Source organism: Thermomonas sp. HDW16 (genome assembly GCF_011302915.1).
Classification (GTDB): domain Bacteria; phylum Pseudomonadota; class Gammaproteobacteria; order Xanthomonadales; family Xanthomonadaceae; genus Thermomonas.
This window is the reverse complement of sequence record NZ_CP049872.1, coordinates 1921721-1944814: the sequence shown is the minus strand read 5'-3', so window position 1 is coordinate 1944814 and position 23094 is coordinate 1921721. Positions and strand designations below refer to the sequence as shown.

Annotated in this window: 20 protein-coding genes; 5 read left to right on the top strand and 15 right to left on the bottom strand. The window is 66.0% G+C overall.

Going from position 1 to position 23094, the window contains the following annotated elements; translation table 11 throughout:
* Positions 1-47 precede the first annotated feature (47 nt).
* From G7079_RS09045 to G7079_RS09015, 7 genes are read right to left on the bottom strand one after another with little or no spacing between them, the layout of a single operon-like run.
* On the bottom strand, positions 48-536 hold the full coding sequence (locus tag G7079_RS09045) for a GNAT family N-acetyltransferase (protein WP_166057898.1): 489 nt from the start codon (positions 534-536) through the stop codon (positions 48-50).
* 2 nt (positions 537-538) lie between these two features.
* Positions 539-2764: an EAL domain-containing protein gene (locus G7079_RS09040; protein ID WP_166056996.1), complete on the bottom strand. Its 2226-nt coding sequence runs from the start codon at positions 2762-2764 to the stop codon at positions 539-541.
* Entirely contained in the window at positions 2761-3660 is a 900-nt protein-coding gene (locus tag G7079_RS09035; protein WP_166056995.1) for a hydroxymethylglutaryl-CoA lyase, read from the bottom strand. The genes G7079_RS09040 and G7079_RS09035 overlap by 4 nt, the downstream gene beginning before the upstream one ends.
* 2 nt (positions 3661-3662) lie before the next feature.
* Entirely contained in the window at positions 3663-5657 is a 1995-nt protein-coding gene (locus G7079_RS09030) for an acetyl/propionyl/methylcrotonyl-CoA carboxylase subunit alpha (RefSeq protein WP_166056994.1), read from the bottom strand.
* Between the two features lie 11 nt (positions 5658-5668).
* Positions 5669-5989 (bottom strand): hypothetical protein, encoded by a 321-nt coding sequence (locus G7079_RS09025; RefSeq protein WP_166056993.1) that lies wholly within the window; start codon positions 5987-5989, stop codon positions 5669-5671.
* Between the two features lie 20 nt (positions 5990-6009).
* Positions 6010-7140, bottom strand: coding sequence for an agmatine deiminase family protein (locus G7079_RS09020; protein WP_166056992.1), 1131 nt, complete (start codon positions 7138-7140; stop codon positions 6010-6012).
* A gap of 11 nt (positions 7141-7151) precedes the next feature.
* Positions 7152-7937 (bottom strand): enoyl-CoA hydratase-related protein, encoded by a 786-nt coding sequence (locus tag G7079_RS09015; RefSeq protein WP_166056991.1) that lies wholly within the window; start codon positions 7935-7937, stop codon positions 7152-7154.
* Between the two features lie 93 nt (positions 7938-8030).
* Between G7079_RS09015 and G7079_RS09010 the strand changes: the two genes are divergently transcribed.
* The 4 genes from G7079_RS09010 to G7079_RS08995 all read left to right on the top strand — a co-directional run bounded on the left by G7079_RS09010 (position 8031) and on the right by G7079_RS08995 (position 12310).
* On the top strand, positions 8031-8279 hold the full coding sequence (locus tag G7079_RS09010) for a FeoA domain-containing protein (RefSeq protein ID WP_166057897.1): 249 nt from the start codon (positions 8031-8033) through the stop codon (positions 8277-8279).
* Positions 8276-10123 (top strand): ferrous iron transporter B, encoded by a 1848-nt coding sequence (locus tag G7079_RS09005; RefSeq protein ID WP_166056990.1) that lies wholly within the window; start codon positions 8276-8278, stop codon positions 10121-10123. Before G7079_RS09010 ends, G7079_RS09005 begins: the two co-directional genes overlap by 4 nt.
* Complete coding sequence (locus tag G7079_RS09000; protein WP_166056989.1) at positions 10120-10353, top strand: DUF6587 family protein; 234 nt, start codon at positions 10120-10122, stop codon at positions 10351-10353. The genes G7079_RS09005 and G7079_RS09000 overlap by 4 nt, the downstream gene beginning before the upstream one ends.
* 82 nt (positions 10354-10435) lie before the next feature.
* Positions 10436-12310: a hypothetical protein gene (locus tag G7079_RS08995; RefSeq protein WP_166056987.1), complete on the top strand. Its 1875-nt coding sequence runs from the start codon at positions 10436-10438 to the stop codon at positions 12308-12310.
* Positions 12311-12410: 100 nt separating this feature from the next.
* Here G7079_RS08995 and G7079_RS08990 read toward each other — a convergent pair whose 3' ends face one another.
* The 6 genes from G7079_RS08990 to G7079_RS08965 all read right to left on the bottom strand — a co-directional run bounded on the left by G7079_RS08990 (position 12411) and on the right by G7079_RS08965 (position 17406).
* The gene (locus tag G7079_RS08990) at positions 12411-12767 is read right to left on the bottom strand and encodes an FxLYD domain-containing protein (RefSeq protein ID WP_166056986.1); all 357 of its coding nucleotides are present in this window, start codon (positions 12765-12767) and stop codon (positions 12411-12413) included.
* Positions 12764-13264 carry a polymer-forming cytoskeletal protein gene (locus G7079_RS08985; protein WP_166056985.1) on the bottom strand — a complete coding sequence of 167 codons (501 nt, stop codon included), beginning with the start codon at positions 13262-13264 and terminating at the stop codon, positions 12764-12766. The genes G7079_RS08990 and G7079_RS08985 overlap by 4 nt, the downstream gene beginning before the upstream one ends.
* A 120-nt stretch (positions 13265-13384) precedes the next feature.
* Complete coding sequence (locus tag G7079_RS08980) at positions 13385-14995, bottom strand: carboxyl transferase domain-containing protein (RefSeq protein WP_166056984.1); 1611 nt, start codon at positions 14993-14995, stop codon at positions 13385-13387.
* 165 nt (positions 14996-15160) lie between these two features.
* Positions 15161-15544 carry a hypothetical protein gene (locus G7079_RS08975; RefSeq protein WP_166056983.1) on the bottom strand — a complete coding sequence of 128 codons (384 nt, stop codon included), beginning with the start codon at positions 15542-15544 and terminating at the stop codon, positions 15161-15163.
* Between the two features lie 198 nt (positions 15545-15742).
* Positions 15743-16102 carry a hypothetical protein gene (locus G7079_RS08970; protein WP_166056982.1) on the bottom strand — a complete coding sequence of 120 codons (360 nt, stop codon included), beginning with the start codon at positions 16100-16102 and terminating at the stop codon, positions 15743-15745.
* Positions 16103-16230: 128 nt separating this feature from the next.
* Entirely contained in the window at positions 16231-17406 is a 1176-nt protein-coding gene (locus G7079_RS08965) for a thiolase family protein (protein WP_166056981.1), read from the bottom strand.
* A gap of 251 nt (positions 17407-17657) precedes the next feature.
* On the opposite strand from G7079_RS08965, the gene G7079_RS08960 reads away from it, so the two are divergent.
* Complete coding sequence (locus tag G7079_RS08960; RefSeq protein WP_166056980.1) at positions 17658-20555, top strand: autotransporter serine protease; 2898 nt, start codon at positions 17658-17660, stop codon at positions 20553-20555.
* 70 nt (positions 20556-20625) lie between these two features.
* On the opposite strand, the gene G7079_RS08955 is transcribed toward G7079_RS08960, so the two are convergent.
* Together G7079_RS08955 and G7079_RS08950 are read right to left on the bottom strand one after the other, a co-directional pair.
* Positions 20626-21783: an isovaleryl-CoA dehydrogenase gene (locus tag G7079_RS08955; protein WP_166056979.1), complete on the bottom strand. Its 1158-nt coding sequence runs from the start codon at positions 21781-21783 to the stop codon at positions 20626-20628.
* Between the two features lie 84 nt (positions 21784-21867).
* Positions 21868-22968: a Glu/Leu/Phe/Val dehydrogenase gene (locus tag G7079_RS08950; RefSeq protein ID WP_166056977.1), complete on the bottom strand. Its 1101-nt coding sequence runs from the start codon at positions 22966-22968 to the stop codon at positions 21868-21870.
* Positions 22969-23094: the final 126 nt, after the last annotated feature.

The following is a 23094-nucleotide window of genomic DNA, read 5'->3' as shown; positions in this document are numbered from 1 at the left end:
AAAACCGCGATTTTAGCGCAGGGCGGGCCCGCTCCCACTTTCTGGTGTCAGAGATCCAGCAGGTAGAACGTGTTGCAGCCGCCATGCCCGGTGCTGCCCATCGGTCCGTCGATGCTGCGGAAGCCGCTGCGTTCGTACAGGCGTTGCGCAGCGTCCATGCCGGTCAGGGTCTCCAGGTAGCACTGGCGGAAGCCGGCCTTTCGCGCGGCATCCAGGCTGCGCGCCATCATCGCCGCGCCGGCGCCGATCCCGCGCGCTTCGGGCAGGAAATACATCTTGCGCAGTTCGCAGGTGTCGCGGTCGCCGCCCGCCAAAGGCGCGATGCCCGCGCCGCCCAGCACGCGCCTGTCGCGTTCGACCACGAAATAGGCGTGGCGTGGTTCGGCATAGGCCTGCGACATCCAGTCCACTTCGGGGTCGCCGATCGCGAAGCCGGAGCCGACTGCGCCGAACGCGGGCATCACCGTGCGGATGATCGAGGCCATGACGGCGTCGTCGCTGGCGCGGATCGGACGAACCGCGTAGCCGGAAGGCAGGCTCATGCGCCGTCCTGTTGCGCTGCCACGCGCTTGGCGAACTCGCCGGGCAACAAGCCGGGCGCGAACAGGAAACCCTGGCCGACGGTTACGCCCAGCCGCAACAGGAAATCGCGCTGGGCTTCGGTTTCCACGCCTTCGGCCACCATATCCAGGCCCAGGCTCTGGGCGATGCCGGCCACCGCCTGGCAGATCGCCACGTCCGATGGTTTGCCCGGTACGCCTTTCAGGAAGGAATGGCTGAGCTTGAGCGCGTGGATCGGCAGCCTGCGCAGGTAGTTGAGCGCGCTGTAGCCTTCGCCGAAATCGTCGATCGACAGTTGCACGCCCAGCAGGCGCAACTGGTCGAATACTTCCAGCGTGTCCGTGGTGTCGTCGACCAGCACGCGTTCGGTGAGTTCCAGTTCCAGTGCATGGCCCGGCAGGTTTGCATCGGCCAGCGCGCGGCGCACGCTGTCGCCCAGGTTGTCGCCGCTGAACTGCCGGTACGACACGTTCACCGCGACACGATGGATGGGCAGCCCCTGCTCGTGCCAACGACGCATCTGCGCGCAGGCTTCCTGCAGTACCCAACTGCCGATGCGGATGATGTCGCCGGTGGTTTCGGCCAGTTCGATGAAGCGGTCCGGGCGCATTTCGCCCAGTTGCGGGTTGTGCCAGCGCACCAGCGCCTCGGCATACAGGATGCGGCCGCTGCGCAGGTCCACCTGCGGCTGGTAGACCAGGTGGAATTCGCCGTTGTCGAGGGCGCGCCGTAACTGTGTTTCCGCCTGCAGGCGCTCCTGCTGACGCGACGCGAGTTCCGGCGAAAACGACTGCCAGCCATTGCGTCGTCGGCGCTTGCTGTCGTACATCGCCACGTCGGCATTCTGGATCAGCTGTTGCGCGGTGTCGCCATCGGTGGGCGCGCGGGCGATGCCGATGCTGGTGGTGACGCTGAATTCGTCGTTGTCCAGTTGGAAGCCTTCGCCGAACACGTATTGCAAGCGGCGTGCGAGCCGTTCCGGACGGTGCGGGTCGTCGTCGTAGGGGCAGACGATCACGAATTCATCGCCACCGAAGCGTGCGATCAGACCCTCGCTGGCGACCGCATCGCGCATGCGCCGGGCCGCTGCGACCAGCAGGTCGTCGCCGGCGCTGTGGCCAAGCATATCGTTGACGATCTTGAAGCGGTCCAGGTCGACGTAGAGCAGGGCGACGCGATTGCTCACCGGGTCGGCGAGTCGGGTGTCCAGCTGCTTCAGGATTGCGTCGCGGTTGAGCAGGCCGGTCAGCGCATCGGTCTGCGCCTGCACGCGCAAGGTCTCTTCCGCTTGCTTGAGTTCGGTGATGTCGCTGAACAGCGACAGCAACTGGGTGGGTGTGTCCGAGCCCGCCGCGTATTGCGGCACCACGGTGATCGTGATCCAGGTGAGCTTGCCGTCCTTGCGATGGTGCATGCCGAGCACGGCGCTTTCGACGATGCGGCCGCTGTCGCGCGCGCGCGCGGTGGGCAGTTCGTGGCCGGCCAGTTCGCGTCCGTTTTCGTGGCGGTAGATCCAGTGGTTCGGCTGCATCGCTTCCACCAGCGACTCGCCGGTCTCGATGCCGAGGATGCGCATCGCCGCCGAATTGCCGTAGACGAACCTGCCATCGCGATCCTGGATGACGATGCCCTTGTCGATCACCTCCATCAGCTCGCGGTAGCGGATCTCCGCTTCCTGGCGCTGGCTGAGGTCGCGCGCAACGGCGACCAGCGCTTCGCGGCCGTCGAACAGCAGGCTGGCCGAATGCACTTCCACCGGGAAGCGGGTGCCGTCGGCGCGCATGTTGGTGACTTCGATGACGTAGCTATCGCCGCGATCCAGTGCATCCAGCACCGGCACCATGTGGTCGCGCGGCAGGTCCGGGTTGAGCACGTCGATGTTCTTGCCGACCACTTCCTCGCGCGGTCGTTTGTACGCGGTCATGCCGGCCTTGTTGAGGTCGAGGACGGTGCCGTCACGGGCCAGCACGCTGACCGGATCCGGCACCGCGTCGAATAGGGCGCGATAGCGCATGCGTTCCGCACCGACCGCGGCACGGGTGGCATCCAGTTCGTCGGCCAGCTTGCGCAGCAGCGCCCGCGTTTCGTCGGGGAGCGACGCGTCGCGCATGGCCTGCGCCAGTTGGCGGTCGAGTGCGTTCGCGTCGAGGGTTACGGACGGCGCCGTGGGATCCAGCGTTCCCGGCGGCGGCCGTACGTTCATCCGGCTGCCAGCGCCTTGCCGGCCTTGCTGCCGGTTTCCCGCCCCAGCAGTCCCGCCAGCCAACGGCCGGTTTCGGCCAATTTGCCGATGTCGATCCCGGTGCGGATGCCCAGGCCGTGCAACATGTACACCACGTCCTCGCTGGCCACGTTGCCGCTGGCGCCTTTCGCATACGGGCAACCACCGGCACCGGACACGGCGCTATCGACGACCGCCACGCCTTCTTCCAGACAGGCCAGTACATTGGCCAGCGCCTGCCCGTAAGTGTCGTGGAAATGGATCGCGAGGGCAGGTATCGGCACCTCGGCGGCCACGGCCCTCAGCATCGCGCGCGCCTTTTCCGGCGTGCCGATGCCTATGGTGTCGCCCAGCGAGATTTCGTAGCAGCCCATCTCATGCAATGAACGCGAAACCCGCACCACATCGGCCAGTGGAACCTCACCTTGGTAGGGGCAGCCAAGCACGGTGGAGACATAACCACGTACACGCACGCCGTCGGCCTTCGCCCGTTCCAGAACGGGACGGAAGCGCGCCAGCGATTGTTCGATGCCGGCGTTGGTGTTCTTCAGGTTGAAGGCTTCGGATGCAGCGGTGAACACCGCCACTTCCTGTGCACCGGCGGTGCGTGCGCGTTCGTAGCCTTGTTCGTTCGGCACCAGCACCGGATAGGAAACGCCGGGCATGCGATGGATACCGGCCAGCACTTCGGCGGCATCGGCCATCTGCGGCACCCATTTGGGGCTGACGAAGGCGGTGGCCTCGATGCTGCGCAGCCCGGTCTGCGAGAGCCGGTCGATCAATTCGATCTTCGCGGCGGTGCCGATATCGATCTTCTCGTTCTGCAGGCCGTCGCGTGGCCCGACTTCGACGATGCGTACCTCGGCGGGGAAGGCCATGCCTATTGCTCCAGCGTGGCCAGCACGGCATCGGCTTCGACGAACTCGCCGGCCTGCGCGCGCACCTCGGCGATCACGCCGTCGCGCGGTGCCTTCAGGGCCAGCTCCATCTTCATCGCCTCGATCACCAGCACCACGTCCCCCGCGTGTACGGCATCGCCCGGTCCCGCTTCCACCACCACCACGCGTCCCGGCATCGGTGCACGGATGCGGTGCTCTGCTGCGGCGCCGGTATCGCCTTGCCGACGATACACCTCCACCGCGTCCAGGCGCAGCCGCTGCAGCCCATCGTGCACCAGCACGCGGTCTGCATCCACGACTGCGCGGAAGCGATGCATCGCGCCATCGATGCGCATGCTCAGCGCCTCATCGGCCAGCCGCGCACCGCTCACGTCGTGCGAACCAGTGGAGAGGTCGATACGGTAATCACCGGCGTGCCCGTGCGCGACCAGTTCGATGCGTTGATCGCCCTGCGCGAACGCCAGCTTGCGTGCGCCGGCATGGCCAAGCCGCCAGCCGTCGGCGCCGGCCCAGGGCGAGGTGGGATCGCCGCTGCCTGCGGCGGCGTGGTGTGCGTTGGCTTCCTGCGTGAGCAGTCGCGCTGTCGCGGCGGCCAGCAGCAGCGAAGTGTCGATCTGCGAGGGCGCCAGAAATTCGTCCAGGTGGCGATCCAGGTAGCCGGTATCGATGCTGCCATCGACGATGGCCGGGTGCCGCACCAGTCGTTCCAGGAAGGCGATGTTCGACTTCGGGCCGACGATCTCGCAGGCAGCCAGCGCCTCGCGCAGGCGGGCGAGGGCGCGCGGGCGATCCTCGTCCCAGACGATCAGCTTGGCGATCATCGGGTCGTAGAAGATGGTGACGGCGTCGCCTTCGATCACGCCGGAATCGATGCGCACATTGCGCGATGACGCCGGCAGGCGCAGCGTCTGCAGCGTACCGGAACCGGGCAGGAAGCCGGCATCCGGATCTTCCGCGTACAGCCGCACTTCGATGGCGTGGCCGCGCTGCGCGATCTGCTCCTGCGCCAACGGCAGCTTCTCGCCGGCGGCGATGCGCAGCTGCCATTCGACAAGGTCGAGTCCGGTGACTTCCTCGGTGACGGGATGTTCCACCTGCAGGCGGGTGTTGATCTCCATGAAATAGAAACCGCCATCCGCGCCGACTATGAACTCCACCGTGCCGGCATTGGCGTAATCGATCGCATGCGCGGCCTGCACCGCCGCCGCACCCATCTGGGCGCGCAGCTCCGGCGTGAGGAAGGGCGAGGGCGACTCTTCCAGCACCTTCTGGTAGCGACGCTGTGCCGAGCATTCGCGTTCGTTGAGGTGGATCGCACCGCCGTGCGTATCGCCGAACACCTGGATTTCGATATGGCGGGGATGCTCGATATAGCGTTCCAGCAGCACGCGATCGCGGCCAAAGGCGTTGGCGGCTTCGCGTTGGCAGCTCTGCAGGTTCGCGGCGAATTCGGCCGCGCTGCGCACGATGCGCATGCCCTTGCCGCCGCCGCCGTGCGCGGCCTTGATCATCAGCGGATAACCGATCTTGTCGGCCTCGCGTTGCAGCAGGTCGGGCGATTGGTCTTCGCCGGTGTAACCCGGCACCACCGGCACGCCGGCGGCATGCATGAGGTCCTTGGCGCCGGCCTTGCTGCCCATCTTGCGCATCGATGTGCCGGACGGGCCGATGAAGGCGATGCCGGCGGCCTGCACGGCATCGGCGAAATCCGCGTTCTCGGACAGGAAGCCGTAACCCGGATGGATCGCCTGCGCGCCGGTCTTCTTCGCGACGTCGATGATCGCGTCGCCACGCAGGTAGCTGTCCTGCGGACGCGCGCCGCCGATGTGGTGGGCCTCGTCGGCCAGCCGCACGTGCTGCGCGTCGGCATCGGCATCGGAAAACACCGCGACGGTGCGGATGCCCAGCTTGCGCGCGGTGCGGATCACCCGGCAGGCGATCTCGCCGCGGTTGGCGATGAGGATGGTGTCGAACATGCGGGGACTACTCACAGGAAGGCGGCGGCGACGATCAGGCTGAGGAAGGCGGTTGCGATGCCGCTGACGTACAAGCGCAGGGTGCGCCGATAGAACGCCAGCGGATCAAGCTCGCGCACTGGCGTAAGCATCCGGAACAGGACGCGCAGCAGGATCGCCGCGCCGCCGATGCAGCCGGCGAACACCAGCCAGTCCGATGCATTGGCCAGTGCGAAATTCTCGTCCGAGACCCACTGCGCCAGGAAGCCGACCAGGAAGCCGAGGATCACGCCGAGCGAGGTGACCAGCGGTTGGCGGTAATCCTTGAGTTCGAAGGTGGCGGGCTCTGTCATCGGTGACGATCCTTGTGAGTTCATGCCGGTTGTTGCTGGGTCGCGCAATGAATGCTGCCGCCACCGGCGGCGATGCCGTCCATGTTCAGCGCTTCGATCTTGCGTCCCGGGAATGCCTGCTTCAGGGTGGCTTGTGCCTTCGCGTCGGCGTCGGCATCGCCGAACTGCTGCATGATGATGGCGCTGTTGCAGGCGTAGTAGCCGATATAGCCCGCTGCGAATTCGTTGTTGTCCTGCCACTGCGGTCGCACCTCGCTCGGTGCTTCCAGCGTAAGCACTTCCAACTTGCGGCCCTTGGCATCCGTGGCCTTGCGCAGGATTTCGAGGTGGCTGCGGGTGACGTCGTAATCGTGGATGTCGGGATCCTGCTCCAGGCCCGCGACCACCACCCCGGGACGGGCGAAGCGTGCGTAGAAATCGGTATGGCCGTCGGTGATGTCGCGGCCCTTGATGCCGGGCAGCCAGAGGATCTTGTCCAGGCCCATCAACGGCATCAGCCGGTCTTCGAACTGCGCCTTGCTCATGCCCGGATTGCGGTTGCGGTTGAGCGTACAACTCTCGGTGATGATCGCGGTGCCTTCGCCATCCACCTCGATGCAGCCGCCTTCCATCACCAGCCTTGCGCGCAGGTGCTGCGCTTTCGCCTGCTTCGCCACGAAGGCGGCGACCTTGGCGTCCTGCGCATGCTTCTGTTTGCGGCCCCAGCCGTTGAAGTTGAAGTCCACCGCAGCCAGGCCATCGCGATCGTTGATCACGAAGGTCGGGCCGGTGTCGCGGATCCACAGATCGTCGATCGGGCAATCGATCAGTTCGACGCCCTTTGCATCGCCCAACAAGCCCTTCGCGATGCCGCGCTCGCGCGGGCGTACCAGCATGCGTACGGGCTCGTAGCGGCCGATGGTGCGCGCCAGCGTGGCCAGGTTCTGCCGTACTAGCGGCAGCAGGTCGTCGCCCCAGATCGCGGCGCTGGGGCCGAACGCCATCCAGGTGCAGGCATGCGCTTCGCCTTCATCCGGCATGTACCAATCATCAACTGCCGCTGCCACCGGCGTGTTCTTGCCAACACCCGCCACGCTTGCGCCGGATGCGAGTGCGGCGGCGCTGAGCAAGGTGCGCTGCAGGAAGCTTCGACGGTCGAGGGGCTTCGTCATCGCCAGATCCTTTATTCCGCGATCCAGTTCGGCTTGCGCTTGTCGAGGAAGGCACCGAGGCCTTCCTGTCCCTCCGGGGAAACGCGCAAGCGGGCGATCAGCGCGGCGTTGTCGGCATCGTGCTTCGCGCCATCGGCATGGGCGGCCACATCGCGCACCAACGTTTTCGCAAGCGAACTGGCGATGGGGCCGGCCTTCAGCAACAGGTCGATCTGCCGTTGCACGGCGGTGTCGAGGGTGGTGGCGTTGACTACGTCGTGCAGTAAACCGATGCGTTGTGCCTCTTCGGCGCTGAAGATCTCGGCGGTGGCGAAGTAGCGCCGCGCGTTGCGCGTACCGATGGCCGCGATGACGTAGGGGGAGATCACCGCCGGCAGCAGGCCCAGCTTGCTTTCGGTCAGGCCGAACTTGGCTTCCGGCACGCCGATGGCGATGTCGCAGCAGGCGATGAGGCCCACGCCGCCACCGAAGGCCGCGCCTTGCACGCGGGCGATGGTGGGCTTGGGCAGTTCGTCCAGCGTGCGCATCAGGCGGGCGAGGGCAAGGCTGTCCTGGTAGTTCTCGGCTTCGCTGGCGGCGGCCATGCCGCGCATCCAGTTGAGGTCTGCGCCGGCGGAAAACGAGGCGCCATCGGCTTCCAGCACCAGCACCCGGACGGCCGCGTCGGCGGCGATTGCATCCAGCGCGGCGGTGAGTTCGGCGATCAGCCCGGCATCGAAGGCGTTGTGCACTTCCGCGCGGGTCATGCGCAGGCGGACGACCGGGCCATCACGGTGGAGTTGCAGGCGTTCGCTCATCGGACCTCCGGCTGTGAATACACATGATAGCGGGCGCGCTCGCGGGGCCGGTGCAGTGGTATTATTGAGAATAATTCCCATTTGAATATTGCCGTGATCCTGAGCGAACTTGCGCGCCGCACACCGGCCATCGTCGAGGGCGTGGAAGACCTCGCGCCCAACGATGCGATCGCCCGTCGCCTGCGCGAACTCGGTTTCGTCGCCGGCGAACAGGTCGAAGTCGTGGCTGCAGGCCCGTTCGGCGCCGAACCGCTGTTGGTGCAGGTGGGGTTCACCCGCTTCGCCTTGCGCCGGGTCGAGGCCGCGCGCGTGCGCCTGCGCAGCAACGGAGCCAGCGCATGAGTCCGTCGGCTGCGACTGCGATCCCGCGCATTGCCTTGGTCGGTAATCCGAACTGCGGCAAGACTGCGCTGTTCAACCAGCTCACCGGCAGCCGCCAGAAAGTGGCGAATTACACCGGCGTCACCGTGGAGCGCAAGGAAGGCCGCCTGCTGGCGCCATCCGGCCGCCAGTACGCGGTGCTCGATTTGCCGGGTGCCTACAGCCTCAATGCGGCCAGCCTGGACGAAGCGGTCACCCGCGACCTGATCCGCGGTTTCTATCCCGGCGAACCGGTGCCGGACGTGCTGGTCTGCGTGGTCGATGCCACCAACCTGCGCTTGCACCTGCGCTTTGCGCTGGAGCTGTTGGCGCTGGGGCGGCCGATGGTGGTCGCGCTGAACATGGTCGATGCGGCCAAGCGGCGCGGCATCGAAATCGACGTGGCCGCGCTGCAACGCGAACTCGGCGTGCCGGTGGTGGAGACCATCGCCGTGCAACACGACGGCGCGCGCGCGCTGGTCGCGCAACTGGATGCCATGCAGGCCACGCCGCACGAACCGCGCCCGGTGCCGCCGCGCGATGCGGATGCGTTGCACGCGGAAACCCGTCGCCTGCTGGAACTCGCCGTCAGCATGCCCAGCCGCACCGCGAAGATCGACGATGCGCTGGATCGCTGGCTGCTCAATCCGGTATTCGGCCTGCTCGCGCTGGCATTGGTGATGTTCCTGATCTTCCAGGCGGTGTACGCCTGGGCCACGCCGATGATGGACGGCATCGAAGCCGCCGCCGCGTGGCTGGGGCAGACGGTGGGAAACGCAATGCCGGACGGCCCGCTCAAGGGCTTGCTGGTCGATGGCGTGATCGCAGGCCTGGGCGGGGTGGTGGTGTTCCTGCCGCAGATCCTGATCCTGTTCGCCTTCATCCTGGCGCTGGAAGAAAGCGGCTACCTGCCGCGCGCAGCCTTCCTGCTGGATCGGATGATGGCCTCCGCGGGCTTGTCCGGGCGCAGCTTCATCCCGCTGCTGTCCAGCTTCGCCTGCGCGGTGCCGGGGATCATGTCCACGCGTTCGATCCAGGATCCGCGCGACCGCCTCGCCACGATCTTGGTCGCGCCGCTGATGACTTGTTCGGCGCGGCTGCCGGTTTATGCATTGCTGATCGGTGCCTTCATCCCGCAGCAGAAAGTGGGCTGGTTCAACCTGCAGGGTCTGGTCCTGTTCGGGCTGTACGCCGCCGGCATCTTCAGCGCGTTGCTGGTCGCCTGGGTGATGAAGAAATGGCGGCGCGACAAGGGCGAGCATCCGCTGCTGCTGGAGCTGCCGTCCTACCGCGTGCCGCACCTGCGCGACCTGCTGATCGGCCTGTACGAACGCGCGATGATCTTCCTCAAGCGTGTCGGCGGGATCATCCTGGCGCTGACAATCCTGCTGTGGTTCCTGCTGAATTTCCCGGCGGGCGTCGGCATCGAGGACAGCTTCGCCGGCCGCATCGGCCGCGCGCTGGAAGTGATCTTCGCGCCGCTGGGCTTCGATTGGCGCATCAGCATCGCGCTGATCCCGACCATGGCCGCGCGCGAAGTCATGGTCTCCTCGCTGGCCACCGTGTATGCGGTGGCCGCCGCCAACGACGATGCCGCCAGCAACGCGTTGCATGGACTGATCGCGCAAGACTGGTCGCTGGCCACCGGCCTGTCGCTGCTGGTGTGGTTCATCTATGCGCCGCAATGCATTTCCACCCTGGCCACGATCAAGCGTGAAACCCATTCCTGGAAGCAGACCGCATTCGCCACCGGCTACCTGTTCGCGCTGGCCTGGCTGGCCGCGTTCGTCACCTATCGCATCGCCGTGGCGTTGGGGTGGGGATGAGCGCGGGCCTGCTCGCGCAGTACATCGTCATCGCGCTGGCGGTGCTGGTGAGCGTGATCGTGGTGATGCGCAAGCAGTTCCCGAACGTCACCCGCAGGCTGCGCATCGCCATCGCGCTGCCGTTGCTGCGAGAAGGGCGCGCAGGCTGGATGCAATCACTCGGTCGCATGATCGCGCCCGTGCCACGCGCGAACGGCAAGGACTGCGGCGGTTGCGATAGCTGCGATTGAGGGTGTGCCGCCGACAAGCCCGTACAGCTCTTACACGGCGCCCGCTGGGTTAGAGTTGCGGAAACGCACGGGGAGCGCGCGGATGGCCACTAGGCAGGACGAATCGCCATCGACCGGGCGTGGTTCCAGCGGGTTCTTCGCGGAACTCAAGCGTCGCAACGTGATCCGGATGGCGGGGTTGTACCTGGTCGGCGCATGGCTGGTCGTGCAGGTGGCCAGCACGATGCTGCCGGCATTCGATGCGCCATCGTGGGTCTTGCGCGCGGTGATCATCGCGCTGGCGATCGGCTTCATCCCGGTGCTGGTGGTCTCGTGGGTGTTCGAACTCACCCCGGCTGGCTTGAAGCGCGATGCCGAGGTGCCGGCTTCGGAATCCATCGCGCCGCAGACCGCGCGTCGGCTCGACCGGATACTGCTGGTGGTGGCGATACTGGCGCTGGGCTACTTCGCGTTCGACAAATTCGTGCTGGCGCCGCGGCGCGATGCCGCACTGCTGACGCAGGTCGAACAGGCGCGGTCGGCGGTGGCGAAGCAGGCGAATGCGGCTGCCCCCGCCGCTGATCCGAAATCCATCGCCGTGCTGCCCTTCGTCAACATGAGCGGCGATGCCAAGGACGAGTATTTCAGCGACGGCATCACCGAGGAAATCCTGCATGCGCTGGCGCAAGTGCCTGACTTGAAAGTGGCGGGCCGCACTTCCGCGTTCGCGTTCAAGGGCAAGGCGCAGGACCTACGCAAGGTAGGCGAGGCGCTGGGCGTGGCGGTGGTGCTGGAAGGCAGCGTGCAGAAGGCGGGCGATGAGGTGCGCATTACCGCGCAATTGGTTGACGTGCGCAGCGGCTACCACCTGTGGTCGAGCAAGTACGACCGTAAGCTGACCAGCATCTTCGCGGTGGAGGATGAAATCTCCCGTGCCATCGCCGCCAAGTTACAGGCGCAACTGGCGGACGGCGGGCTGACCCGCAAACCGGTCGATCCACGCGCACACGATTTCTACCTGCGTGGCCTGACCTTGATCGCCGCGCGCGGGCCGGGGCTGCGCGATGCAGTGGCGGCGTTCCGCGGCGCCGTCGAGATCGCGCCGGATTACGCGCAGGCCTGGGGCGCGATGGCGCAGGCCGAGGCGCTGTATCCCAGCTACGACCTGGGTTCGATGCAGGAGGCTTTCCCGCGCGCGTTGACCAGCGCGCAACGTGCGCTGGCCTTGAACCCGGATACCGCATCGGCGTTGGTCGCGCAGGGCATGGTGTACAGCGGCCAGTGGCAATGGGCCAAGGCCGATGCGGCCTTCGCGCGCGCGCGGGCATTGGCGCCCGGCGATGCCGAAGCCGCCTGCCAATACGCGCAGTTCCTCGCTGCAACCGGGAGCTTCGAGCAGGCGCTGGCGGAAGCCGAACGCGCGCAGAAGCTCGACCCGCTCGCGCCGGTCAATGGCGCGTGGGTTGGTTGGTCGCTGTATTTCCTGCATCGCAACGACGAAGCCTGGGCGCAATTCCAGCGCATGGCGGCGGCTTTTCCGGATTACGCGCCGGCACAGACCGTTGCGGCACACTTCGCCCTGATCATGCAGCGCTGGCCCGATGCTGAGCGTTATGCGCGCAAAACCGGCCGATTGCTTGGCCTGGATGCGCAGAAGATGGCGCCGTGGATCGACGTGATCCACGGCGTGGCCGATCCGGCGCTGCACGCAAGCACCGCCGAACGCCTGAAGACCACGCCGTGGGGGCTGCACATGCGCGCCGCCAGTCCGTATACGTATACGCGCATGCTGTGCCTGCTTGATGACTGCACGGCGGCCTTGCCGGTGCTCGAACAGATTGCGGCCCAGGGAGAGGACGCCGAGCCGCAAATTGTCTGGATGCCCGTCTTCGACCCGATCCGCGAAGATCCGCGCTTCAAGGCGATCCTGGCGAAGATGGGCTTGCCGTACACGCCGAAGGCGGTAGCTTCGCCATAAGCGCGGCAATCTGTTTCCGTTCGTGCTGAGCGTAGGCGCGCAGCACCGAAGTCGAAGCCCCCTTCGACTCCGCGCCGGTGGCTGCGACAGCTGTGACTGACTAGTGCTTCAGCCGGCGCTTGCCGGGATTCGCCGGCACCGCTTCCACGCTGACATCGAAACTGCGCGATTCACCGGGGAACACCGCACCGACGCCGGCCACGTGACGGCCGATTTCCTCGCCGCGTTCGTTGCGGATCACCACCACCATCGTGTACTCGAACGCGTTGTCGTCGGTCGCGTTGATCGTGCCTTCCACCTTCAGCGGCACGAAGCGCTGCGCGGCGTCCACGGCCGGCGCATCGAACTTCAGGTGCCCGCGACACGCCGGGCACACCGCCGAGCTTTCCAGGATGGTGGCCTTGCAGTGCGGGCAGGTGCGCGTCGCACCTGCCGTGCCGGGGCGCAGCACGCTCATGCGGCGCTGCCGGACTCCGTCTTCGACGCGGACTTGCCGTCCTTGTCGCTCCAGCCGCATTCCACATGGCCGCGGATGCGACTGCCGGCGGCCACGGTCAGCGAACCGGCCTTGAGATCGCCGTTGATCACGCCGCTCTGCAGCAGTTCGACTTGCTGCGCGGATTCGATGTTGCCGTCCAGCTCGCCGGCCAGCGTCACCTTGCTTGCGGCCACGCCACCGGCGACCTTCGCGCCCTGTTCGATGGTCAGGTTGCCCTGCACCTTGACGTCGCCCTTGAACTTGCCGGCGATGCGGACGTGGCCGGCGCCTTCGATCTTGCCTTCGATGGCGAGGTCGGCGGCGATCACCGACTCACGCGCCGGCGTTTCCACCGCGCGGATCGGGGTTGGCGCGGATGCTGGCTGCGGCGCCTCGTTGATGGGCGAGGGCGGAGGGGCATCGAAACGGGCAGGTTCGGCTTTCGCCGGTGTCGGGTCTTTCCAGCCAATTGCCATTGCAGTCAATCTCCTCGGGGGCGGACTGCCGAGGCTAGCACCACTTTGCGGCGATTTCCTGCATGAATACGACAGGTAGGTGCCGCAACTGGCTGATCGAGAGGGAGATCACACTCCGTGTCACATCCGGAACACGCCAAAACGGGTGCGGTCGTCGATTGGCGCATTGAGCGAAGCCGACAGGCCCAGTCCCAGCACTCGGCGGGTATCGGCGGGATCGATGATGCCGTCGTCCCAAAGCCGCGCGGTGGCGTAGTAGGGGTTGCCCTGGTGTTCGTACTGTTCGCGGATCGGTGCCTTGAAGGCATCTTCCTCGTCCGGCGTCCATACGCCGCCGCGTGCTTCGATACCGTCGCGCTTGACCGTGGCCAATACCGATGCCGCCTGTTCGCCGCCCATCACGCTGATCCGCGCGTTCGGCCACATCCACAGGAAACGCGCACCGTATGCGCGGCCGCACATGGCGTAGTTGCCGGCGCCGAAGCTGCCGCCGATCACCACGGTGAACTTCGGCACGTGCGAACACGCCACCGCCGTCACCATCTTCGCGCCATCTTTGGCGATGCCGGCCTGCTCGTATTTCTTGCCGACCATGAAACCGGTGATGTTCTGCAGGAACACCAATGGGATGCCGCGCTGGTTGCACAGCTCGATGAAGTGCGCGCCCTTGAGCGCGGATTCCGCGAACAGGATGCCGTTATTGGCAACGATGCCGACCGGATAGCCGTGCAGATGCGCGAAACCTGTCGCCAGCGTGCTGCCATAGCGCGCCTTGAATTCCTGGAACTCGCTGCCGTCGACCACGCGGGCGATCACCTCGCGGATGTCGAACGGGCGGCGCGCATCCTTCGGCACGATGCCGTACAGCTCCTCTGCCGGGAACAGCGGTTCGCGCGCGGGCTGCGTCGCCAGCTGGATGATCTTCTTGCGGTTGAGCGAACCCACGATGCCGCGTGCGATTTGCAAGGCATCGCGGTCGTCCTCGGCGAAGTGATCGGCCACGCCGGAAATGCGCGTATGCACGTCGGCACCGCCGAGTTCCTCGGCATCGACCACTTCGCCCGTTGCCGCCTTCACCAGCGGAGGGCCGCCCAGGAAGATCGTGCCCTGTTCCTTGACGATGACGGATTCATCGCTCATCGCCGGCACGTAGGCGCCGCCGGCGGTGCAGCTGCCCATCACCACGGCGATCTGCGGGATGTTCTCCGCGCTCATCCGTGCCTGGTTGTAGAAGATCCGCCCGAAGTGCTCCTTGTCTGGAAACACCTCATCCTGCAGCGGCAGAAAGGCGCCGCCGGAGTCGACCAGGTAGATGCAAGGCAGGTGGTTCTCTCGGGCGATGTCCTGCGCGCGCAGGTGCTTCTTCACCGTCATCGGGAAATAGGTGCCGCCCTTGACGGTGGCGTCGTTGGCGACGATGACGACCTCCTGGCCCATCACCCTGCCGATGCCGCAGACCATGCCGGCGGCGGGCGCGGCATCGTCGTACATGCCTTCGGCGGCGAGTGGGGCGATTTCCAGGAAGGGCGAGCCGGGGTCGAGCAGGGCGTCGATGCGCTCGCGTGGCAGCAGCTTGCCGCGTTCGGTGTGCTTGCTGCGGGCTTTCTCGCCGCCACCGTCGGCGGCGCGGGCCAGGCGACGGTCGAGTTCGGCGACCAGTTCGCGATGGAAGGTGACGTTGTCGGTGAAATCCTGCGAGCGGGTATCGATCTGCGAAGTCAGCGCGGGCATGCGTAGGCGGTCTGTGCGGTCATGGCGACAGGATACCTGTTCGCATGCAGACGCTTGGGAACCGTGCGGAAAGCAGGGCTTAAGTGTTGGCGTGGCAGGTGGCGGCAGCAAAGAGAAAGGCCCGCCGAAGCGGGCCTTTCCGGTCTTGCATGCAGCAAAGAAGGATTACTTCTTGGCGGCTTCTTCGACCTTGGCGGCGCCATCCTTCACGGCGCCAGCGGCGTCGGCGGTAGCGTCCTTGGCGGCGTCTGCAACGTTGGCAGCAGCGTCCTTGGTGGCGTCGGCAGCGGCAGCGGCGGCGTCGCCGGTTGCGGCGGCAGCGGCGTCGACGGTCGCAGCGGCAGCGTCGCCGGCAGCGGAAGCAGCATCACCAGCAGCGTCCGCGGCGGTGGCAGCGGCGTCGCCGGTGGTCGCAGCAGCGGTGGCAGCGGCGTCAGCAGCCTGCTCGGTGGCAGCGGCAGCGTCGGCGGCGGCGTCGGCGGATTCGTTCTTGCAGGCCGACAGAGCGAGGACGCCAGCGGCGAGGAGCACGTAAAGCTTGGTGTTCATGGTTCTCTCCTGAGGAGTTGTCTGAAATGGATCGGTTTGCGGATCAGGCAACGCCAGTGCGCTTAGCGATCCGGCAAGGCCGGCGGGTCGTTCACTGACTTACAACATCCCGGTTGCCCGGGGTACGAAAAAGCCGTCGGCGCACCGACGGCTTTTCCGATTCTACAGCAATCTGAATAGGCGTTTGCGCCTGTCGGATTACTTCTTCGCAGCAGCGTCCGAAGCCTGCTTGGCAGCGTCGGCGGCCTGCTCGGCAGCGTCGGCAGCCTGGCCAGCGGCGTCGGCAGCGTTGTCGGCAGCAGCCGGGGTAGCGGCAGCGGCGGTGGCGTCGGCCGAAGCAGCGGCGGCGTCAGCAGCCGAAGCAGCGGTGTCGGCAGCAGCCTGGGCAGCGTCGGCGGCAGCGGCGTCGCCAGTGGCGGCGGCAGCGTCGGCGGAAGCCTGGGCGGTGTCAGCAGCGGCAGCGGCGTCGGCGGTAGCGTCGGCAGCCTGCTCCTTGTTGCTGCAAGCGGTCAGGGCCAGGCCCAGAGCCATCGCCAGCAGGATCTTGTTGATCGACATGATACGGATTCCTCGTCGTTTATATGAGTTTTGGCAACGCGCAAACTGCGCGCCAGTAACATGATGACAAGCCAATGTCGCGTGTCAAGCGGTTGGCCGACTTTTTTTCACGTTCTCGTTCAAGTTCTTCACAAAAGCTCGATGGCCATGGCGGTCGCTTCGCCGCCGCCGATGCACAGGGACGCCACGCCGCGCTTGCCACCACGGGCCTTCAGGGCGTTCAGCAAGGTGACGAGCAGGCGTGCGCCGGAGGCCCCGATCGGGTGGCCCAGGGCCAAGGCGCCGCCGTTCACGTTCAACTTGTCGTGGGGGATGCCGAGGTCGGTCATCGGGGCCATCGCCACGCAGGCGAACGCTTCATTGACTTCGAACAGGTCGACATCGGCCACGGTCCAACCAGCCTTGTCCAGCACGTTCTTGATTGCGGCCACTGGCGCAGTGGTGAACCACTCCGGCGCCTGCGCATGCGTGGCATGGGCAACGATCCGCGCCAATGGCTTGGCCCCGGCTGCGGCGGCGGCTTCGGCCGACATCACCACCAGCGCAGCGGCGCCATCCGAGATCTTGGAGGACGAGGCAGCGGTCAACACGCCGTCCTTGCCGAACGCGGCGCGCAGTTCGGGAATCTTGTTGATGTCGATCTTGCCGGGTTCTTCGTCCTTGTCGACGACGACTTCGCCCTTCCGGGTTTTCACCGTGACCGGGGTGATTTCGTCGACGAAGGCACCACTGACTTGCGCCGCCTGCGCGCGCTTGGCGCTTTCTGCAGAATACGCGTCCACCGCCGCGCGGTCATAGCCATACTTGGCGCAGGCGGCGTCACCGAACACGCCCATCGCCTTGCCGTCGTAGGGGTTGGTCAGGCCGTCCCAGGCCATGTGGTCGAGCATTTCCGCGCTGCCGTAACGGGTGCCGGTGCGTGAGTTGTTGAGCAGGTGCGGGGCATTGGTCATCGACTCCATGCCACCGGCGATCACCGCCTGCGCCGAGCCGGCCTTGATCAGGTCATGCGCCAGCATCACGGCTTTCATGCCGGAACCGCAGACCTTGTTGATGGTGGTGCAGCCCGCTGCATCCGGGATGCCCGCGGCGCGCGAGGCCTGCCGTGCCGGCGCCTGGCCGAGGCCGGCGGGCAGCACGCAGCCCATGATCACTTCGTCCACCGTGTCGGCGGCGATGCCGGATTGGGCGAGTGCGGCGGATATCGCGGCAGTGCCGAGTGCCGGGGTCGGCGTGCCGGTGTATTGGCCAAGGAAGGAACCGATGGCGGTGCGCTTGGCACCAACGATGACGATATCGCTCATTTGGGGGCTCCGGAGTGCATGGGCCGATGGGCCGGGGGAGGGACTCTATTTCCCGATTATGGCGCGAAATCCATGTCGATGTTGCGCTGCGGCATCCGGCTGACCGGTTCAGTCTCCAATGGTTGAGATACGGCTTCGCATCGCATACAACGTGTGTCATCGCGAGAGGGGGTGGCCGCGGGCCATCGGCGCGAGCATTCGAGAGCGCAATGATCATTCAGACCAACCAGCCCCGATCCGGACAATCGTTGGTGTCCGCCTTGTTGCCCTGCGCGATCACGCTGGCATTGGCGGCATGCGGTGGTGGAGGCGGGGGCAGCAATGTGCGGCCCAGCCCGCCACCCGTCACGCCAACGGGGCCAGGGTTCACGCCGACGGTGGCGAACGACAGTGCGTTGACGCAAGTGAATCCCGCGGCGATATCGTCCTTGCCGGCTCCGATCAGCTTCGATACTCAGCTCGGCGTGCAGATGCAGGTGATCAATGCCGGTGCCTCGCTCGCCGCCGGCGCGCGGGGTCAAGGTATCGGCATCGGCATCCTCGATTCGGGCGTGCGACGCACTCATCCGCAGCTCACTCCACGTGTTGCCTACAACGGGTTCTATCTGGATCCGTCCACCAACAACCAGAATGTGGACTATGTGCTGGAGCACGGGACATGGGTTGCATTGACGGCGGCAGGCTCGGCCGTCGGGCGCTGGCCCGGTGGCGTTGCACCGGCGGCCACCATCGTTTCGGGACGCTTCCTTTCGGACAACCCGCCGACCGATGATGGTTCGGGGCAGGGAAATGCCGTCAGCACGGCGGACGCGGCCGGTTTCGCCTCCTTCTTGAACGAAGCGCATGCGGATCTCTACACACACGGCGCACGCATCATCAACAATTCCTGGGGTGGGGTTTATTTCGAAGACGATGCCGCGGGTGCGGCCGCGATGGCGCCCGGCTATACCGACTTCATCCTCAACAAGAACGGCCTGGTGGTGTTTGCCAACGGCAATTACGGCAACGATGCAAATTTTCGCGTCGATCCATCCGACACCTCCTCCTTGCCGACACTCGCGCCGTCATTCGGGTTGGAGCGCGGTTGGCTGACCGTTGCCGCGCTTGACCCCGATAACCCCACGCAGTTGCTTTCGTTCTCGCAATACTGTGGACGATCGATGAACTATTGCCTGTCCGCGCCAGGGGCGGTGTACGTCATCGGGGCATCGCCGGTGGGTACCACGACGCCGAACGCAACGACCGAAGACAAGGCATATCGGGTCCAGGGCACGTCGTTCGCCGCGCCATTGGTCTCGGGCGCGGCAGCCGCGGTGTGGTCGATGTTCCCGTACTTCAACAATGACCTCGTGCGCCAGACGATTCTGGGAGCCGCCAAGGACGTTGGTGCGCCTGGTGTGGATCAGGTCTTTGGTTGGGGTGTGCTCGACGTCGGCAAGGCGGTGAACGGGCCGGCCAACTTCGCGTGGGGCGATGTCAGCGTTTCGTTCACGGGCAATTCCACCTGGCGCAATCCCATCATCGGTAGTGGCGGGTTGATCAAGGCTGGTAGCGGCATCCTGACATTGACCGAGGCCGCCAGCTTCACCGGCGCGACACGGGTCGATGCCGGTGGCCTGGATATCCGCAAAGGGTTGGCATCGAACCTGAGCATCGCCAGCGGCGCGACGGTTTGGGCCAGCGGTGCGTTCGGCGGCAACGTCACCAACAGTGGCGCCTTCTTCAACGGCGCCGGTACGCCGGCCGTCATCGCCGGCAATTTCACCCAATTGTCGACCGGCAACCTGGGCGTGTGGCTGGGCAGCTCGCTGAAGGTGACGGGCACCGCCACGCTTGCAGGGCAGGTATCGATCCTCGGCGTCAAGAGCGGTTACACCACCGCGGCGAAGGAAACCTTGCTGAACGCGGGCGCGATCAGCGGCACGTTCTCCTCGCTCAAGGCCGCGCCGAACGTGTTCCTCGACGCCACCTTGGGCTACGACCCGAACAACGTATTCCTCAACATCAACCGCATCAGCGTGACCAATGCGGTGGCGGGCATGAGCCTCTCGACGATCACCAACGTCTCCGCGCAGCGCGTGGAATCGGCGATGACGGCGATCGACGGCCAGGTCGCCGGCACGTTGCCAGTCGGCATCGGCAGCGCTTTCATCGATGCCGCGGGCGCCTTGCAGCAATCCTCCAGCATCGCCAACGCCGACATGTCGCTACGCAGCCTGTCTGGCGAACTTCACGCGGCATCCGCGGCGATGACCTTCGATGCCATCGATGCCGGCCGTCGCGCGCTTAATGCCCGCATCGACGCGCTGTCGCACGCATCGCAGGCAACGGGCGGCTGGTACCGCGACCTGGCGAGCAGCGGCACGCTGGCACAGGGCGGCTACGACAGCGTCGGCGTCGATGCATCCGGTGAAATGATCGGCAACGATTGGCGCGTCGGCTCCAACGCGGTGGCCGGCATTGCGATGAACCGCCTCGAACAATCCAGCTGGCTGAGCGAGTTCGGCGATCGTAGCCGCGGCCGCCAACGCGAACTGCAACTGTATGCGTCGGCCTGGCGCGGTGACTGGTACGGGCAGGCGCAGTTCGCGTCCGGCAGCTTCCAGCGACAGATGCAGCGCAACCTGATGCTGGGCGCGATGCAGGATGCGGTGGCAACGCAGCTATCGGGCGACTACCTGGGGGCGTTCGGCGAGATCGGCCGCCGCTTCGATGCCGCCGGTATCGCGATCACGCCTTACCTCGGCGCGCAGTACGTGCATGTCGCCAACGATGGCTTCAACGAGGGTGGCGCGACCGGGTTCGGCTTGCGCGCGGATGCCTGGAGCAGCAGCCGCTGGCAGAGCTTCGCCGGCTTGCGCGCGGCCCGCGACTGGCGTGTAGGTGGCATCGACCTACGTGCCGATGCGCGTGCGGAGTGGCAGCAGACGCAGGCGTTGAACGGTGAACTGTTCGACGCCAGCTTCAGCGGACTGGAGCAATGGGCGCCGTTGCAGGGGATCGGGCTGGCGCGGCGCAGCCAGTTGTTCGGCGTTGGCCTGTCGGCGGCGTTCGGCGGCAAGGCGACGTTCCGCTTCGACCTGAGCCGTCGTGCCAGCGAGGTGGGCGACAGCAACATGGCTTCGTTGCAGGCGATGCTGCGCTTCTGATCTTCGCCATCGGCGGAAACGAAAAACGCCGCGGAAACGCGGCGTTTTTCTTGCGCGACAGGAACAGGGCTCAGCTGTTGCCGGCGAACAGCTCGCGTCCGATCAGCATGCGGCGGATTTCGTTGGTGCCGGCACCGATGGCGTACAACTTGGCGTCGCGCAGGATGCGGCCGGTGGCGAATTCGTTGATGTAACCATTGCCGCCCAGCGCCTGGATGCCTTCCAGCGCGACCTGCACCGCGGCTTCGGATGCGTGCAACAGGCACGATGCCGCATCCACGCGGCTCTTGTAGCCGGCATCGTAATCGCGCGCGACCTGGTAGGCGAAGGCGCGGCTGGACTGCAACGCGGTGTACATGTCGGCGATCTTGCCCTGCATCAGCCCGAAGGTGCCGATCGCGGCATCGAACTGCTTGCGGTCGCGGACATAAGGCAGGGCGATATCGAGCGCGGCCTGCATCAGTCCCAGCGGGCCGCCGGTGAGCACGAGTCGCTCGGTGTTGAGGCCGCTCATCAGCACCTTGACGCCGTGGTTCACTTCGCCCAACACGTTCTCTTGCGGGATTTCGCAATCCTCGAACACCAGTTCGCAGGTGTTGCTGCCGCGCATGCCGAACTTGTCCAGCTTCTGCGCCGTGCTGAATCCCTTCATGTCCTTCTCGACGATGAAGGCAGTCATGCATTTGCTGCCTGCGTCCTTGCCGGCGGTGCGCATGTAGACCACCAGCACGTCGGCCTCGGGGCCGTTGGTGATCCACATCTTGTTGCCGTTGGCGATCCACACGCCGCCCTTGAGTTCGGCGCGACAGGACATCGAACCGACCACATCGGAACCCGCGCCCGGCTCGCTCATTGCGAGCGCGCCCTTCCATTCGCCGCTGCACAGCTTCGGCAGGTACTTCTGGCGCTGTGCCTCGTTGCCATTGGCGTAGAGGTTGTTCACGCACAGATTGGAATGCGCGCCATAGCTCAAGCCCACCGAGCCCGAAGCGCGGGAAATCTCTTCCATCGCCACCAGGTGGGCCAGGTAGCCCATCTCGCTGCCGCCGTATTCGCCGGGCACGGTCATGCCGAGCAGGCCCATCTCGCCGAGCTTCGGCCACAGATCCTGCGGGAACCAGTTGTCCTCGTCGACCTGCGCCGCGCGCGGGGCGATCTCGGCATCGGCGAAGCGGCGCACCGCGTCGCGCAGGGCATCGATGTCTTCGCCGAGGGGGAAAGGACGCATGCAATTCAACCTGTATCTCGTGAAAACGAAGGACGGGGCGCGAAGCCCCGTCCAATTATCGCCTATCGCTGCGCGAACGCCGGATCAATGCCCGCGAATTCGGCCCTGGAAGCGCGGCGCACCGCGGCCCAGCGGCAGCTTGAGCTTGCCGATGGCGCTGATGCGCTCCTCGGCCAGCCGATCGGCGGCCATGTAGGTCGGGATGCCGTCGCGCTCGGAGATTTCGTAGATGCGATGCAGGTTGTGGTAGATCGTCCGCATCATGCGCATCGCGCGCTCGCGGTTGTAGCCGTCGAGCTCCAGCGCCACGTTCATCACGCCACCGGCGTTCACCGCGTAGTCCGGCGCATACAGGATGCCGCGCTTGGTGACTTCATCGCCGATCGCGTTGTTGGCCAGCTGGTTGTTGGCCGCGCCGCAGATCACCTTCGCCTTCAGGCGCGGCAGGGTCTGCTCGTTGACGGTGCCGCCCAGCGCGCAGGGCGAATACACGTCGGCGGGCACGTCGTAGATCTCGTCCAGGCCCACGGCTTCGGCGCCGTACTCGGACACGGCCTTGTCGATCAGGCCCTGGTTGATGTCGGTGACGAAGATCTTGGCGCCGCGTTCCTTCAGCAGCTTCACGAACTCCATGCCGACGTGGCCCAGGCCCTGCACGGCATAGGAATACTTGCCGACTTCCTCGTCGCCGAACTTGGTGTTGAGGGTGGCCATCAGGCCCTGCAGGGTGCCGTAGGCGGTGAACGGCGAGGGGTCGCCGGAGCCGCCATGCACCTGGTGCACGCCGGTCACGTATTCGGTCTCGCGGTACACGTATTCCATGTCGTTGACGTCGATGCCGACGTCCTCGGCGGTGATGTAGCGGCCGCCGAGGGAATCCACGAACTTGCCGAACGCGCGGAACAGCGCCTCGGATTTGTCGGTGGCCGGGTTGCCGATGATCACAGCCTTCCCACCGCCGATATCGAGGCCAGCGACTGCGTTCTTGTAGGTCATGCCGCGGCTCAGGCGCAGCACGTCGTTCAGGGCTTCCTGTTCGCTCTTGTACGGCCACATGCGGGTACCGCCCAGGGCCGGGCCCAGGGTGGTGTTGTGGATGGCGATGATCGCCTTCAGGCCAGCATCCTTGTTGTGGCAGAACACGACCTGTTCATGGCCGTAGGTGTCGAGCGTCTCGAAAATCATTGCGAAAACTCCGGCCGGAACCGCGCGCGAATGCGGTGGCGCCGACGGCAAAGTGAGGAAATGGAATCGACTGGATCCGCATCTGGGGCGGCATGGCCGCGGATGCAGGGCGCGCATTCTAAGCCA